Source organism: Ureibacillus chungkukjangi, from assembly GCF_044795995.1.
Lineage (GTDB): Bacteria > Bacillota > Bacilli > Bacillales_A > Planococcaceae > Ureibacillus > Ureibacillus chungkukjangi.
Genome location: NZ_CP085009.1, coordinates 206,523 through 223,833 on the forward strand (window position 1 = coordinate 206,523; position 17,311 = coordinate 223,833).

16 protein-coding genes are annotated in these 17,311 nt (G+C 37.9%); 12 read left to right on the forward strand and 4 right to left on the reverse strand.

What is annotated here, in order from left to right; translation table 11 throughout:
• Nucleotides 1-222 precede the first annotated feature (222 nt).
• Nucleotides 223-1,416 carry a YbfB/YjiJ family MFS transporter gene (locus LG296_RS00940; RefSeq protein ID WP_107935152.1) on the reverse strand — a complete coding sequence of 398 codons (1,194 nt, stop codon included), beginning with the start codon at nucleotides 1,414-1,416 and terminating at the stop codon, nucleotides 223-225.
• A gap of 195 nt (nucleotides 1,417-1,611) precedes the next feature.
• Between LG296_RS00940 and LG296_RS00945 the strand changes: the two genes are divergently transcribed.
• The 6 genes from LG296_RS00945 to LG296_RS00970 all read left to right on the forward strand — a co-directional run bounded on the left by LG296_RS00945 (nucleotide 1,612) and on the right by LG296_RS00970 (nucleotide 7,240).
• Complete coding sequence (locus tag LG296_RS00945) at nucleotides 1,612-2,415, forward strand: GNAT family N-acetyltransferase (protein WP_248283776.1); 804 nt, start codon at nucleotides 1,612-1,614, stop codon at nucleotides 2,413-2,415.
• 17 nt (nucleotides 2,416-2,432) lie between these two features.
• Complete coding sequence (gene menC / locus LG296_RS00950) at nucleotides 2,433-3,539, forward strand: o-succinylbenzoate synthase (RefSeq protein ID WP_107935151.1); 1,107 nt, start codon at nucleotides 2,433-2,435, stop codon at nucleotides 3,537-3,539.
• Nucleotides 3,540-3,707: 168 nt separating this feature from the next.
• Entirely contained in the window at nucleotides 3,708-4,748 is a 1,041-nt protein-coding gene (locus LG296_RS00955; protein WP_107935150.1) for a hypothetical protein, read from the forward strand.
• A gap of 128 nt (nucleotides 4,749-4,876) precedes the next feature.
• Nucleotides 4,877-5,617, forward strand: a complete 741-nt coding sequence (locus tag LG296_RS00960) for a hypothetical protein (protein ID WP_235867625.1) — start codon at nucleotides 4,877-4,879, stop codon at nucleotides 5,615-5,617.
• Nucleotides 5,618-5,684: 67 nt separating this feature from the next.
• Entirely contained in the window at nucleotides 5,685-6,095 is a 411-nt protein-coding gene (locus LG296_RS00965; protein ID WP_181418016.1) for a hypothetical protein, read from the forward strand.
• A 128-nt stretch (nucleotides 6,096-6,223) separates the two neighbouring features.
• The gene (locus LG296_RS00970) at nucleotides 6,224-7,240 is read left to right on the forward strand and encodes a S66 peptidase family protein (protein ID WP_107935148.1); all 1,017 of its coding nucleotides are present in this window, start codon (nucleotides 6,224-6,226) and stop codon (nucleotides 7,238-7,240) included.
• 80 nt (nucleotides 7,241-7,320) lie between these two features.
• On the opposite strand, the gene LG296_RS00975 is transcribed toward LG296_RS00970, so the two are convergent.
• Together LG296_RS00975 and LG296_RS00980 are read right to left on the reverse strand one after the other, a co-directional pair.
• Nucleotides 7,321-7,740, reverse strand: a complete 420-nt coding sequence (locus LG296_RS00975) for a universal stress protein (RefSeq protein ID WP_107935147.1) — start codon at nucleotides 7,738-7,740, stop codon at nucleotides 7,321-7,323.
• A 12-nt stretch (nucleotides 7,741-7,752) separates the two neighbouring features.
• Nucleotides 7,753-9,186, reverse strand: a complete 1,434-nt coding sequence (locus LG296_RS00980) for a SulP family inorganic anion transporter (protein ID WP_107935146.1) — start codon at nucleotides 9,184-9,186, stop codon at nucleotides 7,753-7,755.
• Nucleotides 9,187-9,279: 93 nt separating this feature from the next.
• Here LG296_RS00980 and LG296_RS00985 point away from each other — a divergent pair, with 93 nt between their 5' ends.
• Nucleotides 9,280-9,822: a recombinase family protein gene (locus LG296_RS00985; protein ID WP_107935145.1), complete on the forward strand. Its 543-nt coding sequence runs from the start codon at nucleotides 9,280-9,282 to the stop codon at nucleotides 9,820-9,822.
• A gap of 26 nt (nucleotides 9,823-9,848) precedes the next feature.
• On the forward strand, nucleotides 9,849-11,006 hold the full coding sequence (locus LG296_RS00990; protein ID WP_107935144.1) for an amidohydrolase: 1,158 nt from the start codon (nucleotides 9,849-9,851) through the stop codon (nucleotides 11,004-11,006).
• A 159-nt stretch (nucleotides 11,007-11,165) separates the two neighbouring features.
• On the opposite strand, the gene LG296_RS00995 is transcribed toward LG296_RS00990, so the two are convergent.
• Entirely contained in the window at nucleotides 11,166-11,924 is a 759-nt protein-coding gene (locus LG296_RS00995) for an SDR family oxidoreductase (protein ID WP_107935143.1), read from the reverse strand.
• 145 nt (nucleotides 11,925-12,069) lie between these two features.
• Between LG296_RS00995 and LG296_RS01000 the strand changes: the two genes are divergently transcribed.
• The 4 genes from LG296_RS01000 (at nucleotide 12,070) to LG296_RS01015 (ending at nucleotide 17,296) form a co-directional block, all read left to right on the forward strand.
• Entirely contained in the window at nucleotides 12,070-12,633 is a 564-nt protein-coding gene (locus LG296_RS01000; protein WP_107935142.1) for a TetR/AcrR family transcriptional regulator, read from the forward strand.
• A 78-nt stretch (nucleotides 12,634-12,711) separates the two neighbouring features.
• Entirely contained in the window at nucleotides 12,712-14,424 is a 1,713-nt protein-coding gene (locus LG296_RS01005) for an ABC transporter ATP-binding protein (protein ID WP_107935141.1), read from the forward strand.
• An 802-nt stretch (nucleotides 14,425-15,226) separates the two neighbouring features.
• Nucleotides 15,227-16,216: an ABC transporter substrate-binding protein gene (locus LG296_RS01010; RefSeq protein WP_107935140.1), complete on the forward strand. Its 990-nt coding sequence runs from the start codon at nucleotides 15,227-15,229 to the stop codon at nucleotides 16,214-16,216.
• 72 nt (nucleotides 16,217-16,288) lie between these two features.
• Nucleotides 16,289-17,296, forward strand: coding sequence for an iron ABC transporter permease (locus LG296_RS01015; RefSeq protein WP_107935139.1), 1,008 nt, complete (start codon nucleotides 16,289-16,291; stop codon nucleotides 17,294-17,296).
• The last annotated feature ends 15 nt before the right edge of the window (nucleotides 17,297-17,311 follow it).

Sequence of the window (17,311 nt, forward strand, 5' to 3'; positions counted from 1 at the left end):
TTTCTGTACCATAATATTCGCTTAATAGATTTAGTTCATGGACATATAGCCATGAAAGTTAAAAACTTACGAAAGGCTAATATGAAAACAGGAGGAATGAATCTACTTTCATATAGAAGTTGGGAGAGTGACTAGAGAAATGCTGGAGGATTAATTGAGGTTAGGAATGGAGAGAAGTAAAAAAGCTTCTCTTATCTAAAGAGAAGCTACTAAATAATAGATTTAACGTGCATGATGGGAAGCCTCTATAGCTTTAGAAAGCTCTTTTCTATCGCTATACCATTTTCCTACTAGTAGAACTGCTAGAGCGACGGTTACAATCGAGCCTGCGAAGGAAAGCGGCGCCTTAAAGCTATTAAAGTAGGATTCAACCGAGCTTGCTAATATAGGCCCAATAATTTGACCGAGTGCATAAGCTGTTGTTAGAGCTGAAACGACAACACCGCTTTGCTTTGGAAATAGTTCGCGTGCATATGCAGTTGAAAGAGATACAATCCCTACAAAAGTAAAGCCGAACAAAAAGGCTGATAGAAGTACACTCCAAGCTGTTTGAGTGAATACAGGTAATAGAATCCCAATCACTTGTAATATGTAAGCAATTGATAAAACTTTGACAGTAGAGTATTTAGAGATTAACATCATCCAAATAGGAGCAGCTGGTGCAGCAGCAATTCCTGCGATTACCCAACTAAAGCTCGCAAAGGATCTTAAACTCTCAATATTGTATATAATATCTACTAAAAATGTCCCTGTAATAATATAGCCAAGACCCTCTAAGCCATAAGCGATAATTAGCCAGGGCATAAACCCCTGAAGGATTTTTGTATCATTTGTTTTTTCAACTTTCACTCCATCTTTAATAGATATATTTTTCCAAAGAACGAGAGTGGAGATTGCAAATAATGCACTTAGAACTCCTAGCCCTAACCAAGTGCCTTCCCAATCATAAATACCTTCTATAAAAGGGACGAGTAAGCCAGAAATCGCAATTCCTATTCCAATTCCAGAAAATAAAAAGCCTGAAAAACGTGTCTGAAAATGTGAGGCTAAGTAATCCATAATAATGCTAGATGTAAGTACAAAAATAAAGCCACTAGTAGCGCCTGCAACAAAGCGTAAGAGCACCCACAGTAAAAAGGAATGTGTTAGCCCCATTATCAAAATCGATAATACATTCAGAAGAACGGTTAGAAGCAAAAAATTCTTTTTATTGCGATAGATAAATCCAGCACCTAGAGCTCCAACAAAGTAACCGATATAATTACTTGAAGCTAAATAGCCACTTTTCTCAAATGAAAGTCCTTCATCAATTCGCATAAATGGTAAAATCGGTGTAAATGCAAAACGACTGATTCCCATTGCAACAACTAAAAGCAGCACGCCCCCAATTAGCACCCCTATGTGTTGTCTCTGCAAATAGTACATCCCCTTAAAATCAATTTATGAAAAATTTCAAAAACTTTCCTATAATTGTAACATTCTATATTCGGGAATCAACACTTTTAGAAAATGGATCATTGGGATAATTTAATTTAAAAAATAAAAGAAGGAACCCCTTTTGAATATATATAATTATGTATAAATAACTTCATCTAGAAAGAAGGACTAGAGTTGGAGATAAGAGAGATAAGATCAATTGAAGAGCTCGAAAAAATGCAGCAACTTGAAGTGGAGGTTTGGGGACATCCACCAATTCCAATTCATCAAACCTTAACAGCTATTAAAAATGGTGGAATTGTTGTTGGGGCATTTGAGGGAGAAAAGCTAGTAGGTGTAAGTTATAGTTTTCCGGGATATAAAAAAGGAAAGGTTCATCTAACCTCACATATCCTAGGAATTTCAAAAAACGTACGTGAAAAGGGAATTGGAGAAGCACTAAAGTGGGAACAGAGAAAAATTGCTATTGAGCGCGGCTATGACATGATGTTGTGGACATATGATCCACTAGAAACACGAAACGGCTATTTAAACCTAACAAAATTACACACTATCTGCGATACATATATAGAAAACTGCTATGGTGAAATGCAGGATGGGTTAAATAAGGGACTTCCATCAGATCGATTTGAGGTGAATTGGCATTTAACATCAAAGTATGTGGAAAAAAAGCATGCAATCGACTTAACAAAAGCGAGTATAGTTGCTCCATATAAAATGAATGACTTAAACTTCCCTGTACTTGCAGAGGTGAATTCTCAACTTCTTCTTGAAGAAGATGTATATTTATTACCAGTACCACAAAGTTTTCAGCAATTAAAAGCAACAGATCCAAAGCTTGCTTTAGATTGGCGTTTGAAGACGCGCAGTCTGATTCAAATGTTATTTTCAAATGGCTATGCAGCTGTTCGCTTGGAAAAAGGAAAAGATGTTCATTACTATCAATTTATAAAAAGAGAGCTTATCGAACTCACATAGAAGAAAAGAGGAAAACTATGAAGATAAAAGAAATAACAATCCGTCATTTGAAAATGGAGCTCAAAACCCCCTTCTCTACAAGCTTTGGTACCTTTCTCGATAAAGAATTTTTATTATTAGAGGTCACTGATGAGCAGGGAACAATCGGCTTTGGAGAATCGGTTGCTTTTGATGCCCCTTGGTATAACGAGGAAACGTTAAAAACCAATTGGCATATCTTAGAGGACTTTTTAATTCCATTAATTTTAAATAATAAAATCGAGCATCCTGATGAGCTTGAGCAGCTATTCAAGGGAATTCGAAAAAATTATATGGCGAAGTCTGCAATTGAAGGGGCTATTTGGGATATTTATATACAGCAAACGAATCAATCCTTAGCACAGGCACTAGGTGGTAAAAAGGAAAAAATCGAAGTGGGGATTAGTTTAGGGATTCAAGAGACGATAGAGAAACAAATAGAAGTTGTAGATAAGGCAGTTAAGGATGGCTATAAACGCATTAAGCTAAAAATTAAGCCGGGCTGGGATATTGAAGTAATGCGTGCTCTTCGTGAAAGATTCCCGGATATGCCGATGATGGCAGATGCCAATTCAGCTTACACTTTAGAGGACGTGGACGTCTTTAAACAGCTGGACGAATTTAACCTAATGATGATTGAACAGCCCCTTGCATCGGATGATATTATTGACCATGCTGTGCTACAGAAGCAAATCAAAACACCGATTTGTTTGGATGAAAGTATTCATTCATTTGAAGATGCTCGAAAAGCCGTTGAACTTGGAAGCTGTGGTGTTATCAATATTAAAATTGGTCGTGTTGGTGGGATTTCAGAGGCGAAAAAAATCCATGATTACTGTGAAGAAAAAGGGATTCCAGTTTGGTGCGGCGGTATGCTCGAGTCAGGGATTGGTCGTGCCCACAATATAGCGTTAACATCACTTTCAAACTTTGTTATGCCAGGTGACACAGCAGGTTCAAGCCATTACTTTGAACAGGATATTATCACACCAGAAGTTGTTGTAGAGGATGGTTATATTACCGTCCCACAGGAGGTAGGAATTGGTTTTAAACCGAATTTAGAAGCTATTACAAAATATACTGTAGCTAGTAAAACCTATAAGTAAAAAACAAAAATCGCAGGGATGGGTATGGCAAATTACTCTTCCATGCGATTTTTTCGTCGAAATTTGAAAATCATTTAATTGCTCCCTTAGACGTATGTATAAAGAGAGAGAAATCATATCAAAAAAGCTTAGATATATGATTGTCCAATTTTAGAAAAGAGGGAATTGGTGAAAAAGAGTTTTCAAATTGGTGGCGCATTTGTTGGATTAGTTGTTGGTGGTGGCTTTGCATCTGGACAGGAAATCATGCAATTTTTCACTGGCTTTGGAATTTATGGGATTGTTGGTGCTATCGTTGCTATGATAGGCTTTGCATTTTTAGGAATGAATATAGCGCAATTAGGCTATGAACTACATACTACATCACATAAAGCAGTTGTTTATCACATAGCAGGTCGATCATTTGGATCAATTCTAGATATATTAATTACCTTCTTTTTATTTGCCGTAACAGTAGCAATGTTTGCAGGAGCAGGAGCTACTTTGTATCAAATACTTGGTATTGATCCGATTATCGGTAGTCTGTTTATGGTAATCATTACGGTTTTAACATTAATGCTAAATGTAAAAAATATCATTAATGTAATCGCTGTAGCTACACCTTATTTGTTGGGAATAATGCTGATTATAGCGATCTACTCGATTTTTACTATGGACTTAACTTTAGCAGAGCAAAATATATTAGCACAGCATCAACGAGTAGCTGCTCCCAATTGGCTAATGGGCGCACTACTTTACGTATCCTATAATCTTGCTACAAGTGTTGCTATGATGACAGTTGTTGGCAGTACGGCAACTAGTCGCAGAGTAGCCGGATTTGGGGGAATAATTGGCGGGGTAATGCTGGGGATTTTAATCATTCTTATTAATGTGGCCATGTTAGCTAAAATGGATGTGGTAGCTGGGAAGGACATGCCGATTCTAGAAATTGCAGCTAATATGCACCCAGCGCTCGGATTATTAATGGCGGTTGCATTATTAGGTATGATTTATAACACAGCAGTTGGTCTTTTTTATTCGTTTGTAGTTCGTTTTGTCCCGCGAAAGGATCCAAACTACAAACCGATTGTCATTATGGTAGGTGCAATTGGCTTTATGTGTAGCTTTGTAGGCTTTACTACACTAGTCGGCCAGGTATATTCACTAATGGGCTATCTTGGCTTTGCAATTATAATTGCCATTATTTTTTCATGGATTAACAAACGATAACCTATACCCGCACAAATACTGTTTTTCAGTAGGTATTTGTGTGGTTTTTATTTTTATCGATAAAGCTACACTTTTCCTTGCCTTAGCTCATTTAATAAATAGAAGAATCTATAGCAAGGAGAATGATGATGAATAATCAATTTTATTGGAGAAGGGTTCCTAGAGTGTCAGCTACTGGTCAGACAGTCGTTGCTAGCGCAATGGGGGATGTAACAGGAGATGGGCATCCTGATTGGATTTACTTAACTGGTACAAAGCAATCGGATAGTCCGTATATCACGAATATCCAGATGGTGCTTAAAGATGGTCGAACTAATCAATTCCAAGCCTTTCCACTATCAGAAAATGCAGGTTATGAGCCAACGATTTGGTTAGGCGATTTGACTGGGAATGGAGTGAAGGATATCCTTGTTGCCATGGATTCGGGTGGTAGTGGAGGCGTTATTTTTGCCTACGTCTATTCCTTTATCCAAGGAAGATTGATGAAAATTTTTGACTCTGTTCAATTTAATGACCGGCACACATTTAAGGTGCAATATGAAAATAACTATAAAGTCGGCGTATATAGTGGAGATCCAAAGAAAAAATATACTTTAGATCTGCAATATAAGGGCTCAGATTATTTAAATGAAATTTACAATGCAGATGGCACGCTAAAAGAGCCAATAGAAGGCTGGGTAGATCCAATCAGTGCGATTTATCCTGTTGATTTAGCGCGAAATGGCAAATATGATTTGCTTACTATGCAACAAATTGCTGGACGCTACCATGCAGATGGATTAGGCTTTGTTGAAAACTTGCTACATTGGGATGGAAGAGAGTTTATTATTGTGCGCCAAACTGTAGGGATTTATGGGGAAGATTTATAAAAAAAATAAGTATATCCTCCTTAAAACAACACATTCTAAGACCATCACTTTAAGGAGGGAAAATGTGTTGAAAAAATTATTAGCAATTCCGTTTATGTTTCTTTTTGCAGGAGCTTTAGTTGGATGTGGTTTGACTGATGAGGCTCAAAATGATGACGTTATTAATGAAGATGTAAATGACGTGGATACTAATTTAAATGATGACACAAACGGTACAGGTACTAACAATAATACTGTCGGTGACGATGAGATATTAGATACAGAAGATGGAATGGGTACCAACAATGGTACAACTGATGGTACTGGTGGTACTAATAATTCTACTGGTGGTACAACAAATGGTACAACGGGTGGAACAGGTGGTACTACAACTGACGGTGCTGGTACAACAGGTGGAACTGGTGGTACTGGAACAACAGGCGGAACAGGTACTGGTGGAACTGGTACAGGTACTGACCTCGATGAAAATGAAGAATAATTAAATGAACAATGCCGATTTCTATTCAGAAATCGGCTTTATTTTTTTGAAAATTAATCCTAAATAACTCGAGTGTATAATATGTTATTAAAAACATAAGTATTTATAGACGAAATGGGGCTATTTTGATGATTCGTTATCCATTATTAAATGAGCCAGTAAAAATTGGTGTTACGGCACCTTCATCTGGATTACATTTGGAGCAGCATTCCTTATTAGAAGAGGCAGTTTATCGTATGAAAGGAAAAGGCTACGAATTTTTAATAGGACAAACATGCTGGACTCAATATAAAATGAAGTCGGCGCAAGCAACAGTAAGAGCAGAGGAACTGAATCAAATGTTGCGAGATGACACTGTCCAATTGATATATCCACCTTGGGGCGGAGAGCTGTTAATCGAAATTTTAGAGCATATCGACTTTGATAATATTAAGCCTAAATGGATACTCGGCTATTCCGATATAAGTTCGCTTTTGCTGGCTATCACTTTAAAAACAGGAATCGCTACAGCACACGGGCCAAATTTAATCGATATGCGTGGACAAGCATCGGATCCTACAACAGCCATGTGGGAAAAGGTGTTGTTTACAAAAAAGGGCGAGGAAATTACCCAGTATCCCTCTGAAATGTATCAGCTAAGATGGCAGCATGATTATGTAACCGATTGGGTGTATCACTTAACTGAGCCAACAAAATGGAAGACCATTAAAAATACCCCGATTCTCATAAAAGGGCGCTTACTTGGAGGGTGTATTGATGTTATCCGTCATTTAATTGGCACTCCATTTGGGGATGTCGGGCAATTCCAACAAAAGTACATAAATAATGATCCGATTATCTGGTACTTTGAAAACTGTGAATTGAGTGTGCCCGACTTGCGAAGATCGCTTGTTCAGATGAAGCTAGCTGGTTGGTTTGAAAATTGTAGTGGGATTTTATTTGGAAGAAGCGCGGCAAATGAAACCGTAAATGACTATCATATATTGGATGTCTATATGGAGCTTGCTGAAGAACTAAATGTGCCCATTGCATATGATATAGATTGTGGACATATGCCACCCCAGCTTACGTTTATAAACGGAGCATATGCAGAGGTAAGGGTTTATAATAACAACGGAACAATGGTGAAGCAGCTTTTTAAATAAACATAAATAACCCCGTAAAGGATAGATTGGTTTCTAGCTTTTACGGGGTATTTTAATGTTCTTGAAGAGACTTTTAATGTTTATTTTACAACTAATGCAGGGCAGTTAACACGTTTCATGACTTTATGGCTAACGCTGCCTAAAACCATTTCCTGTAAACCGTTTAAGCCGCGGCTACCAATGACAACTAATTCGACCTGCTGTTCATTGGCGTATTTGACGATTTCAGGACCCGGTTCCCCGTGTAAAAAAGTTACTTTATAAGATACATTGGATTCTTTAAGTGTCTGTTCTACTTTAGAAATCTTTTGACGCCTTTCTAAATTTAAAGCTTCACTTGAGCTTGAATGTAATACTCCTGATTTTGATTTGTCGAAGTCTATTACATAAACTACTTCAATAAATGAATCCTCTTTACAAGAAGCAATCTTGATGGCTTCTTTAGCAGCGCGAACAGCATTTTCTGAACCGTCAGCAGCAAGTAAAATATGTTTGTACATTATAATCCCCCCCTAATGAGATGAAGATAGGCTTTCTAATTGCGAAATAATTTTCTTACTGGAAGCATCTAATTCGACCACTTCAACCTGAATCCCTTTTTCCTTTAAAAGTTCTTCCACCTTAACAAGTGCACCAACACCAGAGTCATCCCAAATGCGACTATTTGAGAAATCAATTTGAATGTTATTACTTTTAATTTCATTATATTTAAAGTAGTCAACAAAGGAGTCAGTAGAAGCAAAGAATAGCTGTCCATTTACAAAATAACGATTATCTTCCTGCATGATTTTGACTGAAGATATTTTAACTACAAAAAATACGGCACTTAGAATGACCCCGGCAATAACACCCTTCGAAAGGTCGTGTGTCCAAACGACTATTACAACTGTCGTAAGCATGACAAGGGCATCTGTTCGAGGCGCCTTGACAAGGTATTTAAATGAGCTCCAATCAAAAGTGCCAATACAAACCATAATCATGATACCAACCAAAACAGGCATTGGGATTTTAACGACTAAATCACCAAGCACTAGTATTAAAAACATTAGGAATAAGCCGGCGATTAAAGTAGACAATCGACCACGCCCACCAGATTTCACATTAATAACAGATTGACCGATCATTGCACAACCAGCCATTCCTCCAAAAAATCCAGTAACAATGTTGGCGATTCCTTGTCCACGTGCTTCCTGATTTTTATTACTTTCAGTTCCTGTCATATCATCAACAATTTGAGCTGTTAATAACGATTCCACTAAGCCGACTATGGCAAGTGAAATGGAGAATGGAAATATGATTTTAAATGTTTCAAGATTGAAGGGAACATCAGGAATAATAAATGTTGGTAGTGATTGAGTGATTGTTCCAAGATCTCCAATCGTTCTTAAATTAATACCACTAAAAATTGCCACTACTGTTAATGCAACAATCGCAATAAGCGGTGCTGGAATCACCTTGATGAAACGTGGTAATGTATAGACAAGTAATAAAGTTACGCCAACAAAGACATAGGTCATTGTTGAGATACCGATAAAATGTGGTACCTGCGCCATGAAGATTAAGATTGCTAATGAATTGACAAAGCCAATCATGACGGCGTTTGGAATGAATTTCATTAATTTAGCTACTTTTAGTACACCAAAAATTATTTGAATAACCCCTGTTAAAAGGGTTGCTGCAAATAAGTACTCTACTCCATAATCTCTTATTAATGGAACCATTACTAAAGCCATTGCTCCAGTGGCGGCGGAAATCATCCCGGGGCGTCCACCAGCAAAGGCGATAATGACAGCCATCGTGAAGGATGCATATAGACCAACCATAGGGTCAACGCCAGCGATAATAGAAAAGGCAATTGCTTCTGGAATAAGTGCAAGTGCTACTACAAGTCCAGATAATATATCACCACGGATATTACCGAACCATTGTTGTTTTAAACTTTGCATGGAAATCTCCTTTACTTTAAAATTTCTTTGGCTATCATAACACTTTTATTCCTAAAAAGGAACCTTTTTGGGAATTGAAAAGGAGTGAAATAAATGATTTACGGGTATATACGTCCTTTATATAATGATGAAGATTGCAACGAACAGCTAAAAAAGCTTTCCAACTGTGAAAAGATATATAAGGAATTACACGGCTCTCCCAAAAAAAGAGTAGAGCTTGAAAAAATGTTAATGGCTCTACAAAAAGGCGATATCATACTTGTTGAACGAATGGTTGCTATTGCTGATACAACAAGACACCTCATAGAGCTACTAAAATTATGTGATAAAGATGGTGTGACCATTCAGTTTATTAATGAAGAGATAGAAAGTAAGGGAGCCTTGGATTTTACGTTAACTGAAATGCTAGACCATTTGCTTGCTTTCCAAACCGATATTGTTAAACAATCAACAACTCTTGGTCTTGTAAATGCAAAAGAACAAGGGAAATCTATCGGACGACCTAAAAAGTCAAATGAAAATATAAAAAAAGCTATCGCGATGTACGATTCAGGAAATTACACATTACTTGATATTAAAAATGAAACCGGTATCAGTAAGTCAACACTTTATCGTTATTTGGAATCTGTTGAATAAATACATCTAGAAAGAAGGTACTTAGTATGGGAACAAACTTAGTTGAAAATTTACAATCAAGGCTTGTTGCATATCGTAGGGAACTTCACGAAAACCCCGAGCTAGCCTTTGAAGAATATGAAACAACAAAGCGTATTCGTCATTGGTTAGAGGAAGCAGGTATTACGGTTTTAGATTACTCTTTGGAAACTGGCCTAGTATGTGAAGTAAAGGGTGAACAAGATGGACCAACGATAGCATTACGTGCTGATATAGATGCACTTCCTATCGTGGAGCAATCTGGAGTTGAGTTTTCTTCTAAAACAGATGGGGTTATGCATGCATGTGGTCATGACTTCCATACTTCGTCGATGATTGGAGCAACAATATTATTACAGTATCGCCGTTCGGAGCTAAAAGGGACAGTTCGTATAATCTTCCAACCGGCAGAAGAAGTTGCCGAAGGCGCGGTATATGTTGCTAAACAAGGTGTTTTAGAAGGGGTATCAGCGATTTTCGGGATGCACAATAAACCCGAGCTTCCAGTAGGAACGATAGGTATACGTTCCGGTTCTTTAATGGCGAGTGTTGATCGTTTTGAATTAGATATTATTGGGGTTGGTGGACATGCAGGTATTCCTAATGACACGATTGATCCAATTGTCATTGCTAGTCAAATTGTTAGTGCGTTCCAAAGTGTTGTTAGCAGAAATTTAAGTCCATTCCATAATGCTGTTGTTTCGGTGACAAAGCTTCAATCAGGCAACACATGGAATGTCATTCCGGAGAAAGCAGAACTAGAAGGGACAGTTCGAACATTCCAGGAAGAAACCCGAGAAGTGATCGGTAAACGTATGCAAGCTCTTGCGGAAGGAATTGCAGAAAGTTACGGAGCAAGTGCTGAATTTAGATGGTTTTCTTATCTCCCAGTTGTAAATAACGACGAACGATTTACGAAAATTGCAGCTGAGGCAGCAGAAAATATTGGCTACAAAGCAGTTGAGGCTGAACAAATTCCTGCCGGCGAGGATTTTGCTTTCTATCAAACCCAAATCCCAGGTTATTTTGTGTGGGTGGGTGTTGACGGTCCAAAAGCTTGGCACCATCCAGCCTTTAAATTGAACGAAGATGCATTAGACGTAGCAGCAAACTATTTCACTGAATTAGCAATTCAAGTGCTAGGAAACCCAGAGCTTTTAGGCTAAAGAGCCGGTACGGGAACTGTATCTTTGAAAGGAAACCTTGCATCACCTGCAGCTCAACACTCGAATAAACTGCTTCATGCCCGAAATGTATTTCAACCTTCAAGTGATATGAAAAGGACCATTATTCAATGGTCCCCTCAAAAAATCTAATTCAATATATTAGTATGCAGTCCAACCAGCATCAGCAGCAATTACTTGACCGTTTACAAAGCTTGATTCATCAGAGCCAAGGAATAAGGCAAGCTGTGCGATTTCCTCAGGCTTACCAACACGTGGCATTGTACCACTACCAGTTTGTTGACGTCCCATACCGAACTGAGAAATGCCTGTCATTGAAGCACCTATATTTGTTTCTACTCCACCAGGTGCAATCCCATTGCAACGGATGCCTGAGTTTGCATACATATAGGCAGTATTTTTTGTTAAGCCAGTTACGGCATGTTTTGAAGCAGTGTAGGCTGCACCTGCACGAGCCCCACGCAAACCACCTGCAGAGATGTTATTTACGATTACACCGTGACCTTGTTCTAAAAAGATATTTGTTGCGATACGCATTGCACGCATAACACCAGTAGTGTTTACTGCAAATACACGATCCCATTTTTCATCTGAAATCTCACCGACAGGCTCCATGCCGTCCATGATTCCAGCATTGTTTACTAAAATGTCTAATTTACCGAATGCTGCTTTTGTTTCAGCGAATAGGTTTTCTAAATCACCTAATTCAGCGACATTTGTACGGTTAGCGATAGCTTCTCCACCAGCAGCCTTAATACCTTCTGCTACTGCTTGTGCTCCTTCGAAATTGTAGTCAGAAACAACTACTTTTGCGCCTTCTTTTGCATAAAGCTCAGCGATAGCTTTCCCCATACCAGAAGCTGCGCCTGTAACGATTGCCACTTTGTCCTGTAATCTCATAATAAAAAACCTCCCGTTAAATTATTGAACAGTTGTACAATAAAATTATAAACGAATCAAGTAAACGCTTTCAATCAGCAAAAAAGAGTATAATGTTTAGTAATGAACACAACATGTCTCTTTTGTTCAATAAGGGGTGAAAAAAATGACTCAACTCGACTTGAGAATTGTAAAAACGAAGGAAGCACTGCATATAGCATTACTAACTTTATTAAAAAATAAACCGTTAGAAGCCATTTCAATTTCTGAAATTTGTCGGATTGCAAAAGTAAATAGGGGCACTTTTTATCTGCATTACACACAGATTGGTGATCTATTCGAAGAATATTTTAAAGAGATTGTGGAGGATTTAGCAAACTCCTATCAGGAGCCTTATCGACATGTCATAAAGTTAAATCCTAAAGAATTAAATCCAACGACAATTCGAATATTTCATCATGTTGAGAAGTATAAAGAATATTATCGTATTATATTATCTAAAAATGTACCTCTAACGTATTATTATTTATTACTTGAAGAGGTTAAGAGACTTTTAAGAGGAAATTTAGATAAGGATTATAAATTAGAGGACAGTATTGACTCAAATTTCCAGGCAACATATGCGGCAAATGCTATTTTAGGATTAATTATTGAGTGGTATAATAATGACTTTGAGCAGGAGGCAGACTATTTAAATGAACAGCTTGTAAAAATTCTTAGATTAACATAATTTTTTTCTAACATTTTACCTATAGATAGGTTAAAATTAGAAATTATACTTCGTAAACCGAAATGAGGGGAGACTTCCATGCTTTCAAAGTTTTTTGCCTATTATAAGCCGCATAAACGATTATTTATAGTCGATTTTTCAAGTGCAATTATAGTAGCCATTTTAGAATTAGCATTTCCAATGGCAGTTCAATGGTTTATCGATACATTGCTTCCAACGAATGAGTGGGGAATAATCGTAAATGTAAGTATTTTATTGCTATTGGTATATGTGCTTAGTACGATTTTGAATTTTATCGTCAACTATCTAGGACATAAACTGGGAATCAATATTGAAACCGATATGCGCCAGGATTTATTCAACCATTTCCAAAAGCAATCCTTCCGTTTCTTCGATAATAACAAAACAGGGCATTTAATGAGTCGAATAACAAATGACTTGTTTGATATTGGAGAATTTGCCCATCACGGACCGGAAGACTTTTTCATCGCGATTATGACGTTCATCGGGGCATTTTTGATTATGTTCAACGTCAATCCAACATTAGCTTTCGTTGCTCTTGTCGCTGTACCGTTCTTAATTTGGATTGTTACATACAGTAATAAAAAAATGAACGAAGCCTGGAAAGAGATGTATGGCAAAATAGCGGATGTAAATGGCCGTATTGAAGACAGTGTTTCTGGAATACGTGTTGTGCAATCATTTACAAATGAAAAATTTGAAATGGACCGTTTCCGCGAGCAAAATGGTTTATTTAAAACGGCGAAATTATTAGGTTATAAAGTTATGGCTGGGACGCATTCAGGAATTTACATGATGACAAGATTACTAACTCTAGTCGTACTAGTTGTTGGGGCATGGTTAAGTCTGAATGGAAAGCTAACCCACGGAGAGTTAGTAAGCTTTGTACTTTACACAAATGTGTTAATCAAGCCGATCGATAAAATAAGTGCATTACTTGAGCTGTATCCAAAAGGAATGGCCGGATTTAAACGATTCCAAGAGATGCTAAATGAACAACCAGAAGTGCAAGACAAACCGGGTGCAACCGATGTTGAGTATTTACATGGGGACATTAAATTTGAGAACGTAACCTTTAGCTATGAAGGAGACAAGGTTATTTTAAATGATATTTCATTTGATTTAAGAGCTGGGGAAATGACAGCCTTTGTTGGTCCTTCCGGTGCAGGGAAAACAACGATTTGTTCATTGATACCACGTTTTTATGATGTCACAAGTGGGTCGATCTCAATCGACGGAATGGATATCCGCGATATGTCAAAGCGTTCGTTACGTGACCAAATCGGTATTGTGCAGCAGGATGTGTTCTTATTTACAGGAACAATTCGTGAAAACATCGCTTATGGTAAGCTTGGGGCTACAGAGGAAGAGATTGTTGAAGCCTTAAGAAAAGCCCATTTAGAGGAATTTGTTAATAATTTAACGCATGGTTTAGAAACAGAAATTGGGGAGCGTGGCTTAAAGCTATCGGGCGGACAAAAGCAAAGACTTGCGATTGCTCGTATGTTCTTAAAAAACCCGCCAATTCTAATTTTAGACGAAGCTACTTCTGCACTCGATACAGAAACAGAAAAGATTATCCAAGAATCTTTAGCAGAATTAGCAGAAAACCGTACAACCCTTGTTATCGCCCATCGTTTAGCTACCATTAAGGATGCGGATCGTGTCATGGTCGTAACGCCAAATGGTATAGAAGAAGATGGCTCGTATAATGATTTAGTTGCAGATAACGGTATCTTTGCAAGATTACATCAGCATCAATATAGTTGATAATTTAGAATGCCCTAAAAGCTTGAATGTGAAGCTTTTAGGGCTTTTTTGTATCTTCTTGTGTTTTGATGATTTTTGAATATATGAAGGTCGAAAGTGGAGTGATGCATGAGGAAAGTGATCTTCATGCGGTAGATGAAGGTCGAAACGATAGTGATGAATAAGGAAAGCGACCTTCATGAGGTTGATGAAAGCCAAAACGATAGTGATGGATAAGGAAAGCGACCTTCATGAGGTTGATGAAAGACAAAACGATAGTGATGGATAAGGCAAATGACCTTCATGAGGTTGATGAAAGACAAAACGATAGTGATGGATAAGGCAAATGACCTTCATGAGGTTGATGAAAGACAAAACGATAGCGATGGATAAGGAAAGCGACCTTCATGAGGTTGATGAAAGACAAAACGATAGCGATGGATAAGAAAAGTAACCTTCATGAGGTTGATGAAAGACAAAACGATAGTAATGGATAAGGAAAATGACCTTCACGAACTCGATGAACGCCAAAGCCGAAGCGATCCCCACGAAAAGCATCCTTCATGCACCAAATGAAGGCAAAATCCAGAGCAATCCCCAAGAAAAATGACAGTCACATAAGCCAGTAGCGTAGAACAAAAGCAAGAAGATTATTATCATTCAACCGTACTAATTCCTCATATAAGAATGCCTCTTCAAACCGCCCCCAATCCCCCTAATTTTCATATAATTCAAATCTTCTCTTGACATCTAATTGAAAACGATTATCATTATCATTATAAAAGTCGACTTTTACAAATATTAACTATAGGAGTGTTTTGAAATGAAAAGAGGATGGGGATTTGGTGCAGTAGCAATTTTAACATTAGCATTAGCAGGATGTACCGCGGGTAACGAACAAGCTACCAATGAAGATACAGAGGTGTCTCAACAGGAAACAACAACTGTTTCAGCAGGGGAAACGACGAAATCAGCAACACAAACAATTTCATACTTAGGCAAAGATTACAAAGTTCCTACACAAGTAAACAGTATTGTAGCCGCTAGTTTAGAAGCTATGGAGGACGCCGCTATATTGGGCATTAAACCTGCTGGGGTATTACAAATTGGTGGGGAAATTCCTACTTACATAGCAGATGATTTAGCTGGGGCTGAGCTGATTGGTGATAAGAGAGAGCCAAATCCTGAGAGCATATTAGCTTTGCAGCCAGACGTGATTGTTGGTACATCGAAGTGGGGCGAAGATGTAGTTGAGAAAATGAATAAAATTCAAACGATGATTCCGTATTCTCATATTTCAACAAACTGGAAAGAAAACTTAACGGTTCTTGCACAGCTTGGCGGAAAAGAAGCGGAAGCAGAAAAAATAATTGCTGATTACGAAACAAAGGTTGCAGATGCACAAAGCTTAGCAACAAAGCAATTAGCAGATAAAGAGATTTTAATCATCCGTATTCGTGGTGGCTTAATGTATATCTATCCACAAGATGTGTATTTAAATCCTGTGTTATATGAAGATTTAGGTGCTCCTGTACCTGAAATTATTGCGAAAACAGAAGCACAGGCTGAAATTACGCTAGAAACCTTAGCTGAGGTAAACCCGGATGCTATCTTCCTTCAATTTGAAACAAGTGAGAATGCAGAGGCTCCAAAAAGCTTGGAAGAATTACAAAGCAATCCAATTTTCGCTAATCTAGCCGCTACAAAAGCAAGTCAAGTATATGTTAATTCGATTGATCCTTTAGCTCAGGGTGGTACAGCCTGGTCAAAAGTAAAATTCTTAGATGCAGCTTACGAAAACTTATTCCAATAAATTTAAATCATTGGTAGCTAGAAAAAATAAACTACCTAGCTACCAGTTTTAAAATCAGAAAAGGTGGGTATTTTGAAAAGTAGTTTTCATCGACCATTCGCTATTTTAATAAGTTCACCGTTCTTTATTTGTGCTATCGCTTTAATCTCAATCTTATATGGAACAAAAGATATTAGTACGTTTACTGTGTGGAATTCAATTTTTCATTTTGATGTTAATAATATAGATCATCAAATTATTCGGACTAGCCGAATACCTCGGGCTCTAGCCGTTATTTTAGTAGGTGCATTTCTTGCTGTAGCTGGGGCGGTCATGCAGGGGATTACACGTAATTATTTAGCCTCTCCCTCCTTAATGGGCGTAAATGATGGCTCTGCTTTTGTTATTACATTGGCTATAGTATTCATCCCGGGACTGACAAACTACCAAATGATTTTACTGTCAATGCTAGGGTCGTGTATTGGTGCAGCACTGGTTTTTGGATTCGGTTCAATAATCAGGAATGGGCTGTCTCCAGTGAGATTAGCTATTATCGGGACGGTTATTGGTACATTCCTTAGCAGCGTCGCTACGGCTGTGGCAATGTACTTTGAGGTATCACAAACCGTAAGTAGCTGGTATAACACGAAAGTGCAGATGGTGGATCTAGAAATGCTATTACTCGCTATCCCATTTGGTTTCCTGGGAATTATTATTGCGATTGCTTCTGCTCGAGCGATTACAATTTCATCATTGGGTGAGGATATTGCTGTTGGGCTAGGACAAAAAACAAAGGCGATGCGCTTAATTAGTATGCTTGCAGTCGTCTGCTTAACAGGAACGGCAGTTGCTCTTGTAGGGAAAATTGCTTTTGTCGGTCTAGTGATTCCTCATATTACTAGATTTATAGTGGGGGAGGATTATCGATACATCATTCCCTGTTCAGCAGTACTAGGTGCATTTTTCTTGGCTCTTTGTGATGTGGTGAGCCGATATATTAACTTTCCATATGAAACTCCCATCGGCGTCGTTACAGCATTGATAGGGGTACCATTCTTCTTATATTTAATTAGAAGGTTTGGGGGTGAAAATCGTGGTTAAAAAACCAACCCAAAA